Origin of the sequence: Vibrio neptunius, from assembly GCA_019339365.1 — a bacterium.
Lineage (GTDB): Bacteria > Pseudomonadota > Gammaproteobacteria > Enterobacterales > Vibrionaceae > Vibrio > Vibrio neptunius.
This window is the reverse complement of the sequence record CP079859.1, coordinates 3145489-3161651: the sequence shown is the minus strand read 5'-3', so window position 1 is coordinate 3161651 and position 16163 is coordinate 3145489. Positions and strand designations below refer to the sequence as shown.

Below are 16163 nucleotides of genomic sequence, written 5' to 3'. Positions count from 1 at the left end.
TCAATCTTCGAGCAATTTTTGTAACAAAACGCCGTTAAGCATAGCTCGTTTTATCATGGCAAATGCACCTATCGTTGGCTGTGTGTCAATCTCTGAAGCAACAATCGGCAGACCGCTATGGAAGGTGGTCAGTGATTGATTTTCCACGTTGCGACGAATCGCAGGAAAGATAATTTCTTGGCAGCGAGTGATATCTCCTGCGATAACAATTTTCTGCGGATTAAATAAGTTGATCGTAATAGCAATCGCCTTACCAAGCTGATTGCCTACACGGACTAAGCTCTGCTTAGATAACTCATCACCCATGTTGGCGTGATCACACACATCTTTAATGGTAATGGCTTCGATTTCAGTCAAACTGGACTCGTATCCTTGCTTGATAAGTTTTTTCACTCGGTCAATGATAGCCGGGTTAGCCGCGACGGTTTCGAGGCAGCCGAAGTTGCCGCATTGGCATTGTTCACCCAGAGGATCAATCTGAATATGGCCTATTTCACCGACGTTGCGATTAAAACCCAAGAAAACTTGACCATTCACAATTATACCAGCACCGGTTCCTCGATGAACGCTAACTAGAATTGAATCTTGGCAATCTCTGCTTGCACCAAAATAATGTTCAGCCAGTGCCATGCCGCGAACGTCGTTACCGACGAAACATCGAACATGGAAAGTGTTTTCAATCAGCTCTGATAGGGCAAGGTTATCGATACTGATATTCGGCATATATTCGACAACCCCAGTCTCTGGGTTGACTAGGCCCGGTAATATAATACCAATCGCAATCAACTGATTGATCACGGTTTGGTTAGATTGAATAAAGCGCTTTAGATGCGTTGTTAGGCCTTCGACTAAATCATCCTGAGTGGTATAAAAGAACTCCTGATACTCCGCAGCGATTTCTTTTCCACCTAAGTTGTACAGGCTGAATTGAATATAATCCCGCCCTAATCGAACGGCAACTGAGTGGAAAGGCTCAACTTCGGTTGTCAGAGATATCGCACGGCGACCACCAGTTGATGCTTGCTGTGCGACTTCCTTGATTAGACCGCGCTCTAGTAGTTGACGGGTTATTTTTGTAACGCTCGCAGGTGCCAGTTGGCTAACGTCCGCAACTTGGATGCGAGATATCGGCCCTTGTTGATCGATCAGCCTATATACCGCTGCACTATTTAGCTGTTTAACTAAGTCTACGTTACCTATTTGTCCGCCATTCATTCTTAACTTTGCTCGTATTGTCCATTAACAACCGTCGCCTGAACATTGAAGTCACGATCAAAGATTGTCAGATTTGCCACCATGCCTTGTTTTACTCGGCCTAGTTGCTGATCGACTCCTATCGCTTTCGCTGGATATAAAGTTGCCATGCGAAGTGCTTCGTCCAATGCGATACCGACGTGCTCAACTGTATTCTGCACCGCTTCTATCATTGTCAGTGCTGAGCCGCCTAATGTGCCATTTTCATCAACACATTTACCTTCTCGGTAATATACTTTCTTACCAACAAAAATAAAGTAATCCATGTCTGCGCCTGCGGGAGCTGTGGCATCTGTCACTAATACTAATTTTTCGCCTTTAATTTTGTGAGCGATACGTATGTTTGCATAATCGACATGGAACCCATCTGCGATGATTCCCGCGTAGACCTCTGCGCTATCATAGATTGCGCCGACCACCCCAGGCTCACGTCCAACCATAGGGGACATCGCATTGAATAGGTGAGTTGCAAATGAGATACCAGCATCGAAGCTTTTTCGTGCTTCTTTATAAGTCGCATTTGTGTGGCCGATTGAAACAACAATTCCTGACGCTTTAAGGCGTTTGATATGTGCGGGATCATTATGTTCCGGTGCGAGAGTGACTTTCGTAATTACATCTGCATTTTCACAGATGAAATCGATCATGCTGTCTTCAGAAGGCCGGATATGATCGACACTGTGGATACCTTTCTTCATCACGTTTAGGTACGGACCTTCAAGGTGTAAGCCCAGCGATTGATTCTGGAATTGATCGTGGTAAGCGCGCGCAGCAGCAACGGCTTTCCGCATGTCTTCATCAGATGAAGTGATAAGGGTTGGTAGGAAACTCGTACAACCGGATTTAAGGTTGGCTTGGTGCATGGTTTGCATTGCTTCAGCAGAAATATCGTCATTAAACATGACGCCGCCACAACCATTTAACTGTAGGTCGATAAAGCCAGGGCTTAGATTTGCACCGTTCAAGTCCAGAACTTCAATATCCTGAGAAAGGTCAGCTACCGGACATATTGATTCTATTAGTTGGTCTTTGATGATAACTGCGTGATCGACAAGAACATCGTTGCTGGTGAAGATCTTACAGTTAGTTAGCGCATACATGGTTAGCTAATCCTTATCAGTTTTATTTTTAATACTTCTAGTCGGCCCAACGAAGCGATTGAACGCATGCCTTTATACTTTATTTGTGAGCTTCAATTAGATCGCAAAATATCTATAGTAAGCAATCAATATTCTACCGGAAATTGCGCTCAAACTCATTGAGAACCTTGCAGAACAAAGAACCATTAACAAGGGAGCGACGCATGAAAGGCGGCCGTTAAATCAACGAGTACACATCAAGAATACCGCGAATGTTGTTAGTGTGTTGCTATTTTTTTGTATTGTAAAATAAGTTTTATGATCTCGCTAGCAAAATCCTCGAATCGCCAGATTTTCTGGTGATTATGATCACAATTGATAAGGTTTTAATTTGCGGGACAAAATTAATGACATAAACTGAGCAGGACTAAATTGAGCGACTAAAATAAGTTGCTCATACAAAATACAAAAATCCTATAGGGGGAACTTAAGGTGAATGTTCTTGGATATGCGCAAAAGTTAGGTAAAGCTCTTATGCTACCTATCGCAACGCTTCCAGTTGCGGCTTTGCTCTTACGCTTGGGTCAACCAGACCTTCTTAATATTGCGTTCATGGCGCAAGCCGGTAACGCAATCTTTAGTAACCTGCCGTTGCTATTCGGCCTAGGTATCGCGATTGGCCTGTCTAAAGATGGCTCCGGTGCTGCGGGTCTAGCAGGTGCGGTTGCTTACTTTGTTCTAACTGCCACAGCAACGACAATCGATGCTTCAGTTAACATGTCATTCTTCGGTGGTATTTTCGCGGGTATCATTGCAGGTCACTCATACAATGCTTTCCATGCAACCCGTCTTCCAGAGTGGCTGGCATTCTTTGCAGGTAAACGTCTTGTACCTATCATGGCTGGTCTATTCGCAGTTGTTGCGGGTGCTATTTCTGGCGTTGTGTGGCCAACGATTCAGGGTGGCCTAGATACATTGGCGCACGCAGTTTCTACTTCTGGTGCGATTGGCCAGTTTGTCTACGGTACCCTAAACCGTGCGCTAATCCCTGTTGGTCTTCACCATGTACTTAACTCTTACTTCTGGTTTGGTATGGGCACATGTCAAGAAGTGTTGGTGACAAGTGCTCAGGCTGCAGGTCAAGCGCTTCCTTCTCTGCAGCAGCTGTGTGTGGACCCATACATTGCTAAGACTCTAACTGCAGGCCAGACTCACACCTTCGAATTTGCTAATTCTGTAACACCAGAAATTACAGCAACAGTGAAAGAAGTGACTGAAACTATCAAGTCTGGTGATCTAAACCGTTTCTTCGGCGGCGATAAGAGCGCTGGTGTATTCATGAACGGTTTCTTCCCTGTCATGATGTTTGGTCTACCTGGGGCTGCACTTGCAATGTACCTAGCCGCGCCAGCTGAAAAGCGCAGCCAAGTGGGCGGTGCGTTGTTCTCTGTTGGTTTCTGTTCTTTCCTTACAGGTATCACTGAACCTCTAGAGTTCATGTTTGTTTTCCTAGCGCCCGCATTGTATGCCATTCACGCCGTATTCACTGGCTTGTCACTGGTTGTAGCGAACATGTTTGGTACACTGCATGGTTTCGGTTTCTCAGCGGGTCTAATCGACTTTGTACTAAACTGGGGTCTAGCGACGAAGCCGGTCATTCTGCTACTTATCGGCCTAGGTTTCGGTGCTCTATACTTCTTCACCTTCACCTTTGCAATTCGTGCGTTTGACCTCAAGTCCCCTGGTCGCGAAGACGATGATACCAAAATGGCGGTTGCAAAGAGTGGTGATGCAGGCAAAGGGGACTTAGCTCGTCAGTATCTAAAAGCGCTTGGCGGTCATGAGAACTTAACAACGATTGATGCGTGTATTACGCGTCTGCGTTTGACACTGAAAGATCGCTCTGTTGCGAATGAAGAAGTGCTTAAGAAACTGGGCGCGAAAGGTGTCGTGAAGTTGGGTGAAAATAATCTACAAGTTATTCTGGGCCCATTGGCAGAGATCGTTGCCGGTGAAATGAAAGCGATCGGCATCAATGAAGATTTGTCAGACGTTAAATTGCCATAATAAACGTAATACTCACTAAACAGATTGAGACCTCCATAATTGGAGGTCTTTTTTTTGGTAATCAATGAGTCAATTTGCTGCTTTCATGAACAAAGCGAGCCCTTTATGCAAGTATCGATAGATTATTTGCCAAATAAAGCCCGGTTATAGTTGTGTAATTGCAAAGAATTGTGGATCATTGATCGCTATATGTTTGGAGGCGTATATTGCGCATTCAAACGCTATTTTCTCTGACAATACTGAATAATTGAGGTGCTATAGATGAGTGAAGCTGAGGCTCGTCCATCGAACTTCATTCGCCAAATCATCGATAAAGATTTAGCGGATGGCAAACACACTAGCGTGCATACTCGTTTCCCGCCGGAACCCAACGGTTACCTGCATATCGGTCACGCTAAATCAATTTGTTTAAACTTTGGTATTGCTCAGGACTATCAGGGACAGTGTAATCTTCGTTTTGATGACACTAACCCGGAAAAAGAAGACGTCGAATACGTTGAGTCTATCAAGAATGATGTGAGCTGGTTGGGCTTTGAGTGGAGCGATGAGGTTTGTTACTCATCAAACTACTTCGATAAGCTTTACGGGTACGCTGTTGAATTAATTGAGAAAGGCTTAGCGTATGTTGAAGAGCTAAGTCCTGAGCAGATCCGCGAATACCGAGGCACATTGACGCAGCCGGGTAAACCAAGTCCTTACCGTGACCGTAGTGTAGAAGAAAACTTAGCGCTATTTGAAAAAATGCGCGCTGGTGGTTTCGAAGAGGGCAAGGCGTGTCTGCGTGCTAAGATTGACCTCGCATCATCTTTCATTGTGCTGCGTGATCCGGTCCTATATCGTGTTCGTTTTGCAGAGCACCATCAAACGGGTGATAAGTGGTGCATTTATCCAATGTACGACTTCACACACTGTATTTCAGATGCACTAGAAGGCATTACACACTCACTGTGTACATTGGAGTTCCAAGATAACCGTCGCCTGTATGATTGGGTGCTAGAAAACATCACCATTGATTGCCAGCCTCGCCAGTACGAGTTTAGTCGTCTAAACCTTGAATACACGGTGATGTCTAAGCGTAAGCTAAACCAACTTGTCACTGAGAATTTAGTGAATGGTTGGGATGATCCACGTATGCCGACAATTTCTGGTCTACGTCGTCGTGGCTTCACCCCTGCTTCTATTCGTGAGTTCTGTAAACGCATTGGTGTGACTAAGCAAGACAACATGATTGAGATGAGTTCACTCGAATCTTGCATTCGAGATGATCTGAACGAAAACGCACCTCGCGCAATGGCGGTGCTCGATCCGGTTAAGATCGTCATCGAGAACTTTGAACAAGGTAAAGTAGAGTCTTTGACTGTGGCAAATCATCCAAACAAACCTGAGATGGGCGAACGTGAAGTACCGTTCACCCGCGAAGTTTGGATTGAGCGCGAAGACTTCCGTGAAGAGGCGAACAAGAAGTACAAGCGTTTGGTTCTGGGCAAAGAAGTACGTCTACGTGGTGCTTACGTGATCAAAGCAGAGCGTATCGAGAAAGATGCAGAAGGTAATATTACCACTATCTTTTGTAGCTACGATGCAGACACATTGGGCAAGAATCCAGAAGACGGCCGCAAAGTGAAAGGTGTAATCCACTGGGTATCCGCTGATAAAGGTTTGCCTGCTGAGATACGCCTGTATGACCGTCTATTCACTGTGCCTAACCCTGCAGCAGCGGACAACTTCGCAGAAACAATCAATCCAGAATCACTCGCTAAGCTTAATGGTTTTGTTGAACCAAGTTTAGCCAACGCTGAGGTAGAAAAAGGCTATCAGTTTGAGCGTATGGGTTATTTCTGTGCAGATGTTAAAGATTCAAAACCAGAAGCATTGGTATTTAATCGTACGGTTGGCCTAAGAGATACGTGGGCTAAAATTGAAGCGAAATAATTGCTAAACAAAAAGCCAGTCAAATGACTGGCTTTTTTTGTCGAATCTATTTGTTTAAAAGAAGCTGATCACTATCTATAAGCAATGCTGTGATCGACTATTTTTTCAGTTTATGCGCATCGGGGTTATCACGACAACTGCCGTCCGCACACTTACCGTAAAGATACAAACTGTGGTTTGTCAGAATGACATTGTACTGCTTTGCAATTTCTTTCTGTCGCTCTTCAATGATGTCATCAGCAAACTCGATAACTTCACCGCAGTCTAGACAAACCAAATGGTCATGATGATGCTGAGTGGATAGTTCAAAAACTGATTTACCGCCTTCAAAGTGGTGGCGAGTGACAATACCTGCGTCATCAAATTGGTTCAGAACTCGGTAAACTGTCGCTAGCCCGATCTCTTCACCAAGATCAATAAGCTTTTTATACAGTTCTTCAGCGCTGATATGTTGGCATTCCGGTTGCTGGAGTACTTCTAAAATCTTCAGTCTCGGAAGTGTAACTTTAAGACCAGCGTCCTTAAGAGCTTGGTTGTTGTCTGACATAAACTTTCCTGTTGATGATCTGCGGTAATTAACAGAATTCATTATTCCTATCATTATAGGGCAGTACAAGGTAACAATAAACCACGAACTTCAAAGGGTTACTAGTATTTTTTTCTAAACACGTGTAGCGTCACTGATAAAACACATCAGACCAGTTACAATTGATTAACATCTTGTTATGAAGACTCTATTTTCAGGGACGAAAGAATGAATAAATCACTGGCAAAAATATACAAACCTGGAATCGTAAAGTTTGCCCTCAATATCTGGCCTCCATTTTGGGGGGCTGGGATCAGGATTATTTCAATAAGCGACGATTTTCGTCAGGTCAAAATGAAACTCAAACTTCGCTGGTGGAATAAAAATGCCAATCGTACTCAGTATGGTGGCAGTATTTTTTCTTTAACCGATCCTGTTTATTCATTAATGCTGATGGGGATCTTGGGAGAGCACTATTATGTATGGGATAAGGAAGCGAGTATTAACTTCATTAAGCCAGGACAAAGTGATCTCTACGCGGATTTCATCGTTCCTCAAGACTTGCTGGACGATATCCTACATAAGACATCCAATGGTGATAAATGTTTTCCTGAGTTTGTCATCTATGTCAAAGACAGGAGCGGTAACGTTGTGTCTGAAGTTCAGCGTAAACTCTATGTGCGTAAAAAGCCACAGTACCGGGAAGAGGATGATACCGAGGAGCAAATCGCATAAAAAAACCTCCACTGGGGAGGTTTTCAAATCTTTGTTTTAGCCTTCTAATTCAGCCAAACACATTTCTTCGTGAATCTGCTTACACCAGTTAGTTACGCGTTCGTCAGTGAGTTCTGGCTGACGATCTTCGTCAACACATAAGCCAACAAACTGGCTGTCATCACCTTCAACCAGACCTTTGGATGCTTCAAACTCATAACCTTCCGTTGACGTGTGGCCTAGGATCGTACCGCCTTTGGCTTCGACGATATCACGGACTGTGCCCATTGCGTCACAGAAGTACTCAGCGTAATCTTCTTGGTCACCACAGCCAAAGATAGCAACAAGCTTGGTTGAAAAGTCGATTTGCTCTAGTTCTGGGAAGAAATCATCCCAGTCACACTGTGCTTCACCGTAATACCAAGTTGGGATACCTAGAAGCAGAAGATCGAAGTTATCGATATCTTCTTTGCTGCTTTTCGCGATATCTTGAACGTGAACCAGTTGTTTACCTAGTTGCTTTTGAATCATCTTTGCAACAGCTTCAGTGTTACCTGTGTCGCTACCAAAGAAGATGCCTACACTTGCCATAGATTCGTTACCTTTACTAATTTCTGTTGTGGGCTCGGTTGATATCAGCCGATACCGCCACCTTCCCAGCTAATCTGAATAATGCCTTTGGCGATAAATCCAGCACAACCAAGGAATAGAACCAACCATACAATGCGACGACCAAAAGGAGGAACGTTGCCTGCCTTTAACACATCTTTGATCGCCATACCGATTAGAAAAAAGATAGACGCGAAAAGAAGGTCGAGACCAATTGACTCGATCATGTTCATGTAGTCGTAGAGCATGGGATCCCTTTATGCCGAATTACTTGCGCCGAACTATACCACTCTTGTAAGACAAAGTTAACGGGTTGGGAGCAACCGATCTCTCATTCTGTTTTTAAGTGATAAATTTGCGTATCGCGCGGAGAACTTCTTGGGGTTTTTCTGCATGTAACCAGTGGCCAGTATTCGCAATCACATGAGCTTTTACATTAGTGAACTGGTGTTGCACTTTTTCCTGATGCTCTGCTGTTAGATAGTCTGAATTGCCACCTTTGACCAATAGGGTAGGAGTGGTAATTTTATCGATGGGATTCCAACCTAAAATTTGTGAATAATTGTCCCATAAGCTGGAGACGTTGAAACGCCATTCTAAGTGCTCCCCGTTGTGATACAAAGACTTGCTAAGAAACTGCCTAACACCTTCGATTTCAATGTGCTGAGCAAGGATCTCGAGCGCTTGTCTCCGAGACGTTGGTTTGTGCTTAAGTACGGCTTTGAGGCCAGCAAAAACATTGTCATGCCGACTTTGACTGTAAGCCACCGGCGCCATGTCCAAAACCAGTAATTTTTCGACGTGAGTTTGAGCCAGTTCTGCCAATTTGATGGCGACCTTGCCGCCCATCGAATGGCCAATCAGAATGTAGCGTTTGAGGTTGAGATGTTGCAGGGTGGCAAACACATCTTGCGCCATCAACTCGTAGTTATGTTCAGGAGCTTGAAAAGACATGCCATGGTTGCGCAGATCAACGCTAACGACCTGAAAATCTTGGCGCAAATCTCGGGCGAGCAAACCAAGGTTATCTAAGCTACCAAATAAGCCGTGGATCAAAACTATGGTGTGACCCTCACCTTCGATTTTATAGTTGAGCAGTTGTGACATTTTACTCTATTCGTGACTGGTTTAACGTAGCGCCTCATTCGACCATTAATCTGCTTCAGATAGCAAATCTGGAACTCGCATATTGAGGGGACTTGGGTATATAATCCCACAGAGTTTAAACATAGAGATTGTGAAAAGCGAATGAAAACAATTGAGGTTGATGAGGATCTATACCGTTACATCGCAGGTCAAACCCAACACATCGGTGAAAGTGCATCCGACATCTTACGTCGTCTTCTCGTGGTTGATAAGCAGAGTCAACAATCAGCGTCGGTTGTGTCAGCAGTACAGCCCACAGGAATCGTGGTTAGCCGTGATGCAGCCAAAGAAGAAAAAGTAGACAGCGTCAAAGCAATGCGCTCGCTGCTGATATCTGATGAGTTTGCGGGGCTGAAAAAAGCCATCGACAGATTCATGTTGGTATTGTCGACGTTGAACCGCATTGACCCGCAGGGATTTTCCGAAGCAACTCAAGTAAAAGGCCGAAAGCGTGTTTATTTTGCTAACAATGAGCAAACTCTCTTGGAGAGTGGTAACACGACAAAGCCTAAAGCGATTCCCGGTTCGCCTTTCTGGGTGATTACCAATAACAACACCAGTAGAAAGCGCCAGATGGTTGACCAGTTGATGGCGAGAATGAATTTTCCTGCCGACCTTATTGAGAAGGTCACTAACTCAATCTAAGAATTCTGATTTAAACCTCATAATGTTCAAACAGTGCTGGTTATTATGAGGTTTTTTGCTTCTGAACATTTTTATAAAGGATGTCAAAATGGCGATGCACCCACGTGCTGGACAACAAGCCCAACAGCAGGATCTGCATAATATCCCTGCACTTGTCTCGAACTATTTCCTACTTCAACCAGACCCTGCTAATCCTGATCACAAAGTTGAGTTCGGCACTTCCGGACATCGTGGTACTGCAGACAAATCTACTTTCAACGAAAACCATATCCTGGCGATTGCTCAAGCGATAGCTGAAGTACGTGCTGAGAAACAAACAACTGGACCTCTATTTATAGGCAAAGATACGCATGCTTTGTCAGAACCAGCGTTCTCCAGTGTTGTCGAAGTGTTGGTTGCAAACGGTGTTCAAGTTGTTGTTCAGCAAGACAACGGTTATACGCCAACACCGGGTGTGTCTCACGCTATTTTGACTCATAACCTTGAACATCAAGATAAAGCAGACGGTATTGTGATTACACCGTCTCATAACCCGCCCCAAGATGGTGGTATTAAGTACAACCCAACTCACGGCGGTCCTGCGGAAGGTGAATTGACACAAGCGATTCAAGACCGTGCAAATGCCCTGATCGCTGAAGGTTTGCAAGGCGTTAAGCGTATGCCGTTAGCTGAAGCAAAAGCGTCAGTGCTTTTCTCAGAGAAAGACTTAGTTAAGCCGTACGTTGACGATCTTGTGAATGTGATTGACATGGAAGCCATTCAAAAAGCAAATATTAAGATCGGGGTTGACCCACTTGGCGGCAGTGGGATCGACTACTGGCGACAAATCGGCTCTGCTTACAATCTAGATTTGACTTTGGTTAGCGAAGCGATTGACCCATCGTTCCAGTTTATGTCGCTAGATAAAGACGGCGTGGTACGTATGGACTGTTCATCTCCTTACGCAATGGCTGGTCTGTTAGCGCTAAAAGATGAATATGATCTGGCGTTTGGCAATGATCCAGACTACGACCGTCATGGAATTGTTACACCAAAAGGTTTGATGAACCCAAACCACTTCCTCGCTGTGTGTATTGATTATTTATACCGTCACCGTGAAGAGTGGGGTAAAGATGTCGCCGTTGGTAAGACTCTGGTGTCAAGTGCATTGATCGATCGCGTTGTTGCTGATCTTGGTCGCGAACTGTGTGAAGTCCCGGTTGGTTTTAAGTGGTTTGTTGATGGTCTTTACGAAGGTAAATTTGGTTTTGGTGGTGAAGAGTCTGCAGGGGCCTCTTTCCTACGTAAAGATGGTACGCCATGGTCAACAGATAAAGATGGTATCATTCTGTGTCTTCTAGCTGCTGAAATTACTGCGGTAACAGGTAAGAACCCTCAAGAGTACTATGAAGAACTTGCAGCGAAGCATGGTGCTTCTGAATACAACCGTATTCAGGCTGTGGCAAACGGCCCACAGAAAGAGGTGCTAAAGAAACTGTCTGCTGCGATGGTGACAGCGGAAACTCTTGCAGGTGACGCGATCACTGCTCGCTTGACCCACGCGCCTGGCAACGGGGCTGCGATTGGTGGCCTCAAAGTCACGACTGATAACGGCTGGTTTGCGGCACGTCCTTCAGGCACGGAAGATATCTACAAGATCTACTGTGAGAGCTTTAAAGGTGAAGAGCATTTGAAGCAAATTGAAGCAGAAGCACAAGATATCGTGAATCAGGTATTTGCTGACGCTGGTCTTTAACTTCGACAACTAAGTGTTGTATCAAGGGCTGACTATTTGTCAGCCCTTTTTTGTGAAACAAGGAACGGGCTGCGCCCTTCGGGAGAAAGATTTGTCATTCCATAGACCGAAGAATGAGGGAGTAGGGAATCTCATCCCATCTTCGACACGCTACAAGGGATCCCCAACTCGCTCGTACCTGCCTCTTGAGGATGACAATAGTCAGAGGTGTAGGCAATTTTTATGTATTTGGGAGTAGCTTTCGGTCCCCCAAATACTGAGACTATCCGCGTCATTCTGTAGACCGAAGAATGAGGGAGTAGGGAATCTCATCCCATCTTCGACTCGCTTAAAGAGATCCCCAACTCGCTCGTACCTGCCTCTTGAGGATGACAATAGTCAGAGTTGTAGGCAATTTTTATGTATTTGGGAGTAGCTTTCGGTCCCCCAAATACTGAGACTATCCGCGTCATTCTGTAGACCGAAGAATGAGGGAGTAAGGAATCTCATACTGGCTTCGACACGCTACAAGGGATCCCCAACTCGCTCGTACCTCACTCTTGAGGATGACAATAGTAAGAGTTGTAGGCAATTTTTATGTATTTGGGAATAGTCTTCGGTCCCCCAAATACTGAGACTATCCGCGTCATTCCTTAGACCGAAGAATGAGGGAGTAGGGAATCTCATCCCATCTTCGACACGCTACAAGGGATCCCCAACTCGCTCGTACCTGCCTCTTGAGGATGACAATAGTCAGAGGTGTAGGCAATTTTTATGTATTTGGGAGTAGTCTTCGGTCCCCCAAATACTGAGACTATCCGCGTCATTCCTTAGACCGAAGAATGAGGGAGTAGGGAATCTCATCCCATCTTCGACACGCTACAAGGGATCCCCAACTCGCTCGTACCTGCCTCTTGAGGATGACAATAGTCAGAGGTGTAGGCAATTTTTATGTATTTGGGAGTAGCTTTCGGTCCCCCAAATACTGAGACTATCCGCGTCATTCCTTAGACCGAAGAATGAGGGAGTAAGGAATCTCATACTGGCTTCGACTCGCTTAAAGAGATCCCCAACTCGCTCGTACCTCACTCTTGAGGATGACGATTAAGGAGTTACAGACCCTTCTGATTAGCTACCTATGAACCCGGCCAACTATCAGGCACAACAAACCAAAATTGACCGCCTTTCGTCTGAGCATGGACAAACCTTCCATTGGGTTTATCGATAGGGTTGGTGAACTCTTCTAGTCCAACCGCCCAAAGTGGCTTTTCAAGTTCATACAGCGGTTCGCCAATCTGGTCCCACTGACTTTGATAGCACCAATATCCATTGATTTGGCTAGGGTTTATCGTGAGCCCAAGACACTCTTCCGGAATTGTCTCTGGTGAAAAAGGATTGGTATAAAGACGCCCCTGGATTAACAGGTGCTCAGTGAGATCAGAGTAATGAGGGTATTGTTCGAGGAATTCAGGAGCTGCACTCATTTTTAATTGATGCGAGAGCATTCTAGCGAGTTTTTTGTCTAGCTGATCGTGGGCATTCGGTCCGTACCAAACGCCTTTATGTAAAAGATAGAATTTAATCGCGACTTCCCAGTGTTCTTTCTGCTGTGACTCATGGTTGTCTAGAATGAGATCAATTGCGCCTATGGTCTGTCCTGACGCTTTGTTGATTTGAATCTCTTCTTCGAGCAAAGAATATTTTGAACTATTGCTGATGAGCTCAGTGCAGAGGTACTGGTAGATGAATCCTAAGCGAGGGTTTCCCTGATAGTGATCTTGTTTTAGAGGAGTGATATTCAGCGCTTTGACATCGACAAATGGCGGTGTCAGGTTAAATAGCGATGGTGTTTCATGTACCCAGTGATAAAAACGTTGTAAAGCGTTCATCCTCAAACCTATATTTGCTTGAACGCCACTATTGTAGCTAGGTGCTGGTAAGGTTGCTATGGTTCGAATACACTTTGCTCACTAAGATAAAGCGCAATGTTAGCAATTAGATGGAAGCTGTCATGAACAACTTACAATTAGAAAAAATCCTCAACGAGAAGCTCTCTCCACAGTTAATCAAAGACTATGCACCTAACGGGTTACAGGTTGAAGGTAAAGAGCAGATTAAAAAGATCGTGACTGGTGTGACTGCTTCGCAAGCATTGATTGATAAAGCGGTTGAGTTAAAAGCAGACGCATTATTGGTTCATCACGGCTATTTCTGGAAAGGCGAGCCTGAACCCATTCGTGGTATGAAAGGCAAACGCATTCGTACCTTGATAAAAAACGACATTAATTTAATGGGTTACCATCTGCCTCTTGATATCCACCCTGAGCTAGGCAATAACGCTGAACTCGCTCGTTTGCTGGATATTGAAGTGCAAGGCGGCCTAGAAGGGCATCCTCAATCCGTCGCTATGTTTGGGCGTTTGAAGTCTCCAATGACAGGGGCTGAGTTTGCTGCCAAGATCAATCAAGTACTGAAACGCCAGCCTCTTCATATTGCTCCAGAAAATGCAGACAAAGTGATTGAAACGGTCGGATGGTGCACTGGTGGTGGTCAGGACTTTATTGAATTGGCAGCGAGACACGGTTTAGATGCGTTTATTTCGGGTGAGATCTCAGAACGCACTACTTATTCTGCTCGTGAGCAGGACATTCACTACTATGCTGCCGGGCACCACGCGACAGAGCGCTACGGAATCAAAGCACTAGGCGAGTGGCTAGCCACTGAACATGGCCTAGATGTTGAATTTATTGATATTGATAATCCGGTGTAAGAGAAGGACGGACTTCGTCCTACGGGAGAGCGGGAACGGACTGCGTCCTATGGAACGCTGCGCTTTTAGAAAACGGGATCGGGCTTCGCCCTGCGAGAGAAATATTTGTCATTCCTTAAACCGAAGAATGAGGGAGTAAGGAATCTCTAAAGGTTGGCGGCTCGCGGTGAGAGATCCCCAACTCACTCGTGCCTCGTTCTTGAGGATGACAACTAGTCTAATAAAAAAGGGCTAATGTTCGTACATTAGCCCTTTAACTTTTTGCTAGTCAGCTATTACTCACGCTCGTGTATTGGCGAAAACTCACGCTGAACTTCACCCGTGTAAAGCTGACGAGGTCGGCCGATACGGTTGAGTGGGTCACTGTGCATTTCGTTCCAGTGAGCAATCCAACCAATGGTACGTGATAGCGCGAAGATCACGGTAAACATAGAGACTGGAATACCGATCGCTTTTAGAATGATGCCAGAGTAGAAATCGACATTCGGGTAAAGCTTCTTAGAAACGAAGTACTCGTCAGACAGAGCAATCCGCTCAAGCTCCATCGCTACATCAAGCAGTGGATCGTCAATGTTTAGCTCTTTCAATACGTCATGACAAGTTTCGCGCATGACCGTTGCACGTGGGTCATAGTTCTTATAAACACGGTGACCGAAGCCCATTAGGCGGAATGGGTCATCCTTATCCTTCGCACGTTCGATGTACTCAGGAATGTTGTCAACACTACCTATTTCTTCCAACATCTTCAGACAGGCTTCGTTAGCTCCGCCATGTGCAGGCCCCCAAAGCGATGCGATACCCGCTGCGATACACGCAAATGGGTTCGCGCCAGATGAGCCGGCTAGACGTACTGTTGACGTTGAAGCGTTTTGCTCATGGTCTGCATGAAGTGTAAAGATCTTATCCATTGCACGAGCTACGACTGGATTCACTTCGTATTCTTCACATGGGTTAGCAAACATCATGTGTAGGAAGTTTTCCGCATAGCTTAGATCGTTGCGTGGGTAGATAAATGGCTGACCGATAGAGTATTTGTAACACATCGCCGCCAGGGTAGGCATTTTTGACAGCAGACGATAAGCCGTGATCTCACGGTGGGTGTCATTATTGATGTCGAGTGAATCGTGATAGAAGGCTGCCAGAGCGCCGACTACACCACACATGACTGCCATTGGGTGAGCGTCGCGACGGAATCCGTGGAAGAAGCTCGCGATTTGCTCGTGTACCATAGTATGGCGGGTGACAGTCTTTTTAAATTGCTCGTATTGTTCTCGTGTAGGGGCTTCACCATAAAGAAGTATGTAGCAAACTTCTAAGTAATCAGCGTTATTAGCTAACTGATCAATAGGATAACCGCGGTGCAAAAGAATGCCCTTGCCACCGTCGATATAGGTGATTTGAGATTCACAGGATGCAGTGGCAAGAAAACCTGGGTCAAACGTGAAATATCCATTTGCTCCAAGTTTACGAACATCAATTACAGGAGTACCAAGGGCACCTTCCATAATTGGCAGTTCGACAGGCGCTTGACCTTCAACGTGAAGGGTCGCTTTCTTATCTGCCATAACAATCTCCTTTGTTTATTATTTAATCCGTCCAGGATGTTTGTGTGACATTTTTGTACGTGTGTTCGTTATCAAAGTCAATTTTTCTCCTCCGACTTGTGCACTTCTTTTGATTTTTTATACGTATAAAGTTAAAAATCTG

Annotated in this window: 14 protein-coding genes; 6 read left to right on the top strand and 8 right to left on the bottom strand. The window is 45.1% G+C overall.

Going from position 1 to position 16163, the window contains the following annotated elements; all coding sequences use genetic code 11:
• A complete protein-coding gene (locus KW548_14745) occupies positions 1-1215 on the bottom strand; it encodes an ROK family transcriptional regulator (GenBank protein ID QXX06327.1) in 1215 nt (404 codons plus the stop codon).
• Between the two features lie 2 nt (positions 1216-1217).
• Positions 1218-2354 (bottom strand): N-acetylglucosamine-6-phosphate deacetylase, encoded by a 1137-nt coding sequence (nagA, locus tag KW548_14740; protein QXX06326.1) that lies wholly within the window; start codon positions 2352-2354, stop codon positions 1218-1220.
• A gap of 471 nt (positions 2355-2825) precedes the next feature.
• Here nagA and nagE point away from each other — a divergent pair, with 471 nt between their 5' ends.
• Entirely contained in the window at positions 2826-4400 is a 1575-nt protein-coding gene (gene nagE / locus KW548_14735; GenBank protein ID QXX06325.1) for an N-acetylglucosamine-specific PTS transporter subunit IIBC, read from the top strand.
• A gap of 261 nt (positions 4401-4661) precedes the next feature.
• Positions 4662-6332 (top strand): glutamine--tRNA ligase, encoded by a 1671-nt coding sequence (gene glnS, locus KW548_14730; GenBank protein QXX06324.1) that lies wholly within the window; start codon positions 4662-4664, stop codon positions 6330-6332.
• 97 nt (positions 6333-6429) lie between these two features.
• Here the strand turns inward: glnS and fur are convergent, their stop codons facing one another.
• The gene (gene fur / locus KW548_14725; protein QXX06323.1) at positions 6430-6879 is read right to left on the bottom strand and encodes a ferric iron uptake transcriptional regulator; all 450 of its coding nucleotides are present in this window, start codon (positions 6877-6879) and stop codon (positions 6430-6432) included.
• Between the two features lie 207 nt (positions 6880-7086).
• Here fur and KW548_14720 point away from each other — a divergent pair, with 207 nt between their 5' ends.
• Positions 7087-7593 (top strand): DUF4442 domain-containing protein, encoded by a 507-nt coding sequence (locus tag KW548_14720; GenBank protein ID QXX06322.1) that lies wholly within the window; start codon positions 7087-7089, stop codon positions 7591-7593.
• A gap of 36 nt (positions 7594-7629) precedes the next feature.
• On the opposite strand, the gene fldA is transcribed toward KW548_14720, so the two are convergent.
• The 3 genes from fldA to KW548_14705 all read right to left on the bottom strand — a co-directional run bounded on the left by fldA (position 7630) and on the right by KW548_14705 (position 9288).
• On the bottom strand, positions 7630-8163 hold the full coding sequence (fldA, locus tag KW548_14715; protein ID QXX06321.1) for a flavodoxin FldA: 534 nt from the start codon (positions 8161-8163) through the stop codon (positions 7630-7632).
• A gap of 44 nt (positions 8164-8207) precedes the next feature.
• Positions 8208-8429: a DUF2788 domain-containing protein gene (locus tag KW548_14710; protein ID QXX06320.1), complete on the bottom strand. Its 222-nt coding sequence runs from the start codon at positions 8427-8429 to the stop codon at positions 8208-8210.
• Positions 8430-8523: 94 nt separating this feature from the next.
• Positions 8524-9288, bottom strand: coding sequence for an alpha/beta fold hydrolase (locus KW548_14705; GenBank protein ID QXX06319.1), 765 nt, complete (start codon positions 9286-9288; stop codon positions 8524-8526).
• Between the two features lie 141 nt (positions 9289-9429).
• On the opposite strand from KW548_14705, the gene seqA reads away from it, so the two are divergent.
• Both seqA and pgm read left to right on the top strand, forming a co-directional pair.
• Positions 9430-9972 (top strand): replication initiation negative regulator SeqA, encoded by a 543-nt coding sequence (gene seqA, locus KW548_14700; GenBank protein ID QXX06318.1) that lies wholly within the window; start codon positions 9430-9432, stop codon positions 9970-9972.
• An 88-nt stretch (positions 9973-10060) separates the two neighbouring features.
• Complete coding sequence (gene pgm, locus KW548_14695; GenBank protein QXX06317.1) at positions 10061-11707, top strand: phosphoglucomutase (alpha-D-glucose-1,6-bisphosphate-dependent); 1647 nt, start codon at positions 10061-10063, stop codon at positions 11705-11707.
• Positions 11708-12822: 1115 nt separating this feature from the next.
• Here the strand turns inward: pgm and KW548_14690 are convergent.
• On the bottom strand, positions 12823-13575 hold the full coding sequence (locus KW548_14690; protein ID QXX06316.1) for a DUF1853 family protein: 753 nt from the start codon (positions 13573-13575) through the stop codon (positions 12823-12825).
• Between the two features lie 122 nt (positions 13576-13697).
• On the opposite strand from KW548_14690, the gene KW548_14685 reads away from it, so the two are divergent.
• Entirely contained in the window at positions 13698-14456 is a 759-nt protein-coding gene (locus KW548_14685; GenBank protein ID QXX06315.1) for a Nif3-like dinuclear metal center hexameric protein, read from the top strand.
• A 275-nt stretch (positions 14457-14731) separates the two neighbouring features.
• On the opposite strand, the gene KW548_14680 is transcribed toward KW548_14685, so the two are convergent.
• Positions 14732-16021, bottom strand: a complete 1290-nt coding sequence (locus tag KW548_14680; GenBank protein QXX06314.1) for a citrate synthase — start codon at positions 16019-16021, stop codon at positions 14732-14734.
• Between the last annotated feature and the right edge of the window lie 142 nt (positions 16022-16163).

Bases quoted from the DNA above. Each gene is read 5' to 3' on its own strand.
- KW548_14745 (QXX06327.1), bottom strand. From the start codon at position 1,215: ATGAATGGCGGACAAATAGGTAACGTAGACTTAGTTAAACAGCTAAAT.
- nagA (QXX06326.1), bottom strand. From the start codon at position 2,354: ATGTATGCGCTAACTAACTGTAAGATCTTCACCAGCAACGATGTTCTT.
- glnS (QXX06324.1), top strand. From the start codon at position 4,662: ATGAGTGAAGCTGAGGCTCGTCCATCGAACTTCATTCGCCAAATCATC.
- fur (QXX06323.1), bottom strand. From the start codon at position 6,879: ATGTCAGACAACAACCAAGCTCTTAAGGACGCTGGTCTTAAAGTTACA.
- KW548_14720 (QXX06322.1), top strand. From the start codon at position 7,087: ATGAATAAATCACTGGCAAAAATATACAAACCTGGAATCGTAAAGTTT.
- fldA (QXX06321.1), bottom strand. From the start codon at position 8,163: ATGGCAAGTGTAGGCATCTTCTTTGGTAGCGACACAGGTAACACTGAA.
- KW548_14710 (QXX06320.1), bottom strand. From the start codon at position 8,429: ATGCTCTACGACTACATGAACATGATCGAGTCAATTGGTCTCGACCTT.
- KW548_14705 (QXX06319.1), bottom strand. From the start codon at position 9,288: ATGTCACAACTGCTCAACTATAAAATCGAAGGTGAGGGTCACACCATA.
- seqA (QXX06318.1), top strand. From the start codon at position 9,430: ATGAAAACAATTGAGGTTGATGAGGATCTATACCGTTACATCGCAGGT.
- pgm (QXX06317.1), top strand. From the start codon at position 10,061: ATGGCGATGCACCCACGTGCTGGACAACAAGCCCAACAGCAGGATCTG.
- KW548_14690 (QXX06316.1), bottom strand. From the start codon at position 13,575: ATGAACGCTTTACAACGTTTTTATCACTGGGTACATGAAACACCATCG.
- KW548_14685 (QXX06315.1), top strand. From the start codon at position 13,698: ATGAACAACTTACAATTAGAAAAAATCCTCAACGAGAAGCTCTCTCCA.
- KW548_14680 (QXX06314.1), bottom strand. From the start codon at position 16,021: ATGGCAGATAAGAAAGCGACCCTTCACGTTGAAGGTCAAGCGCCTGTC.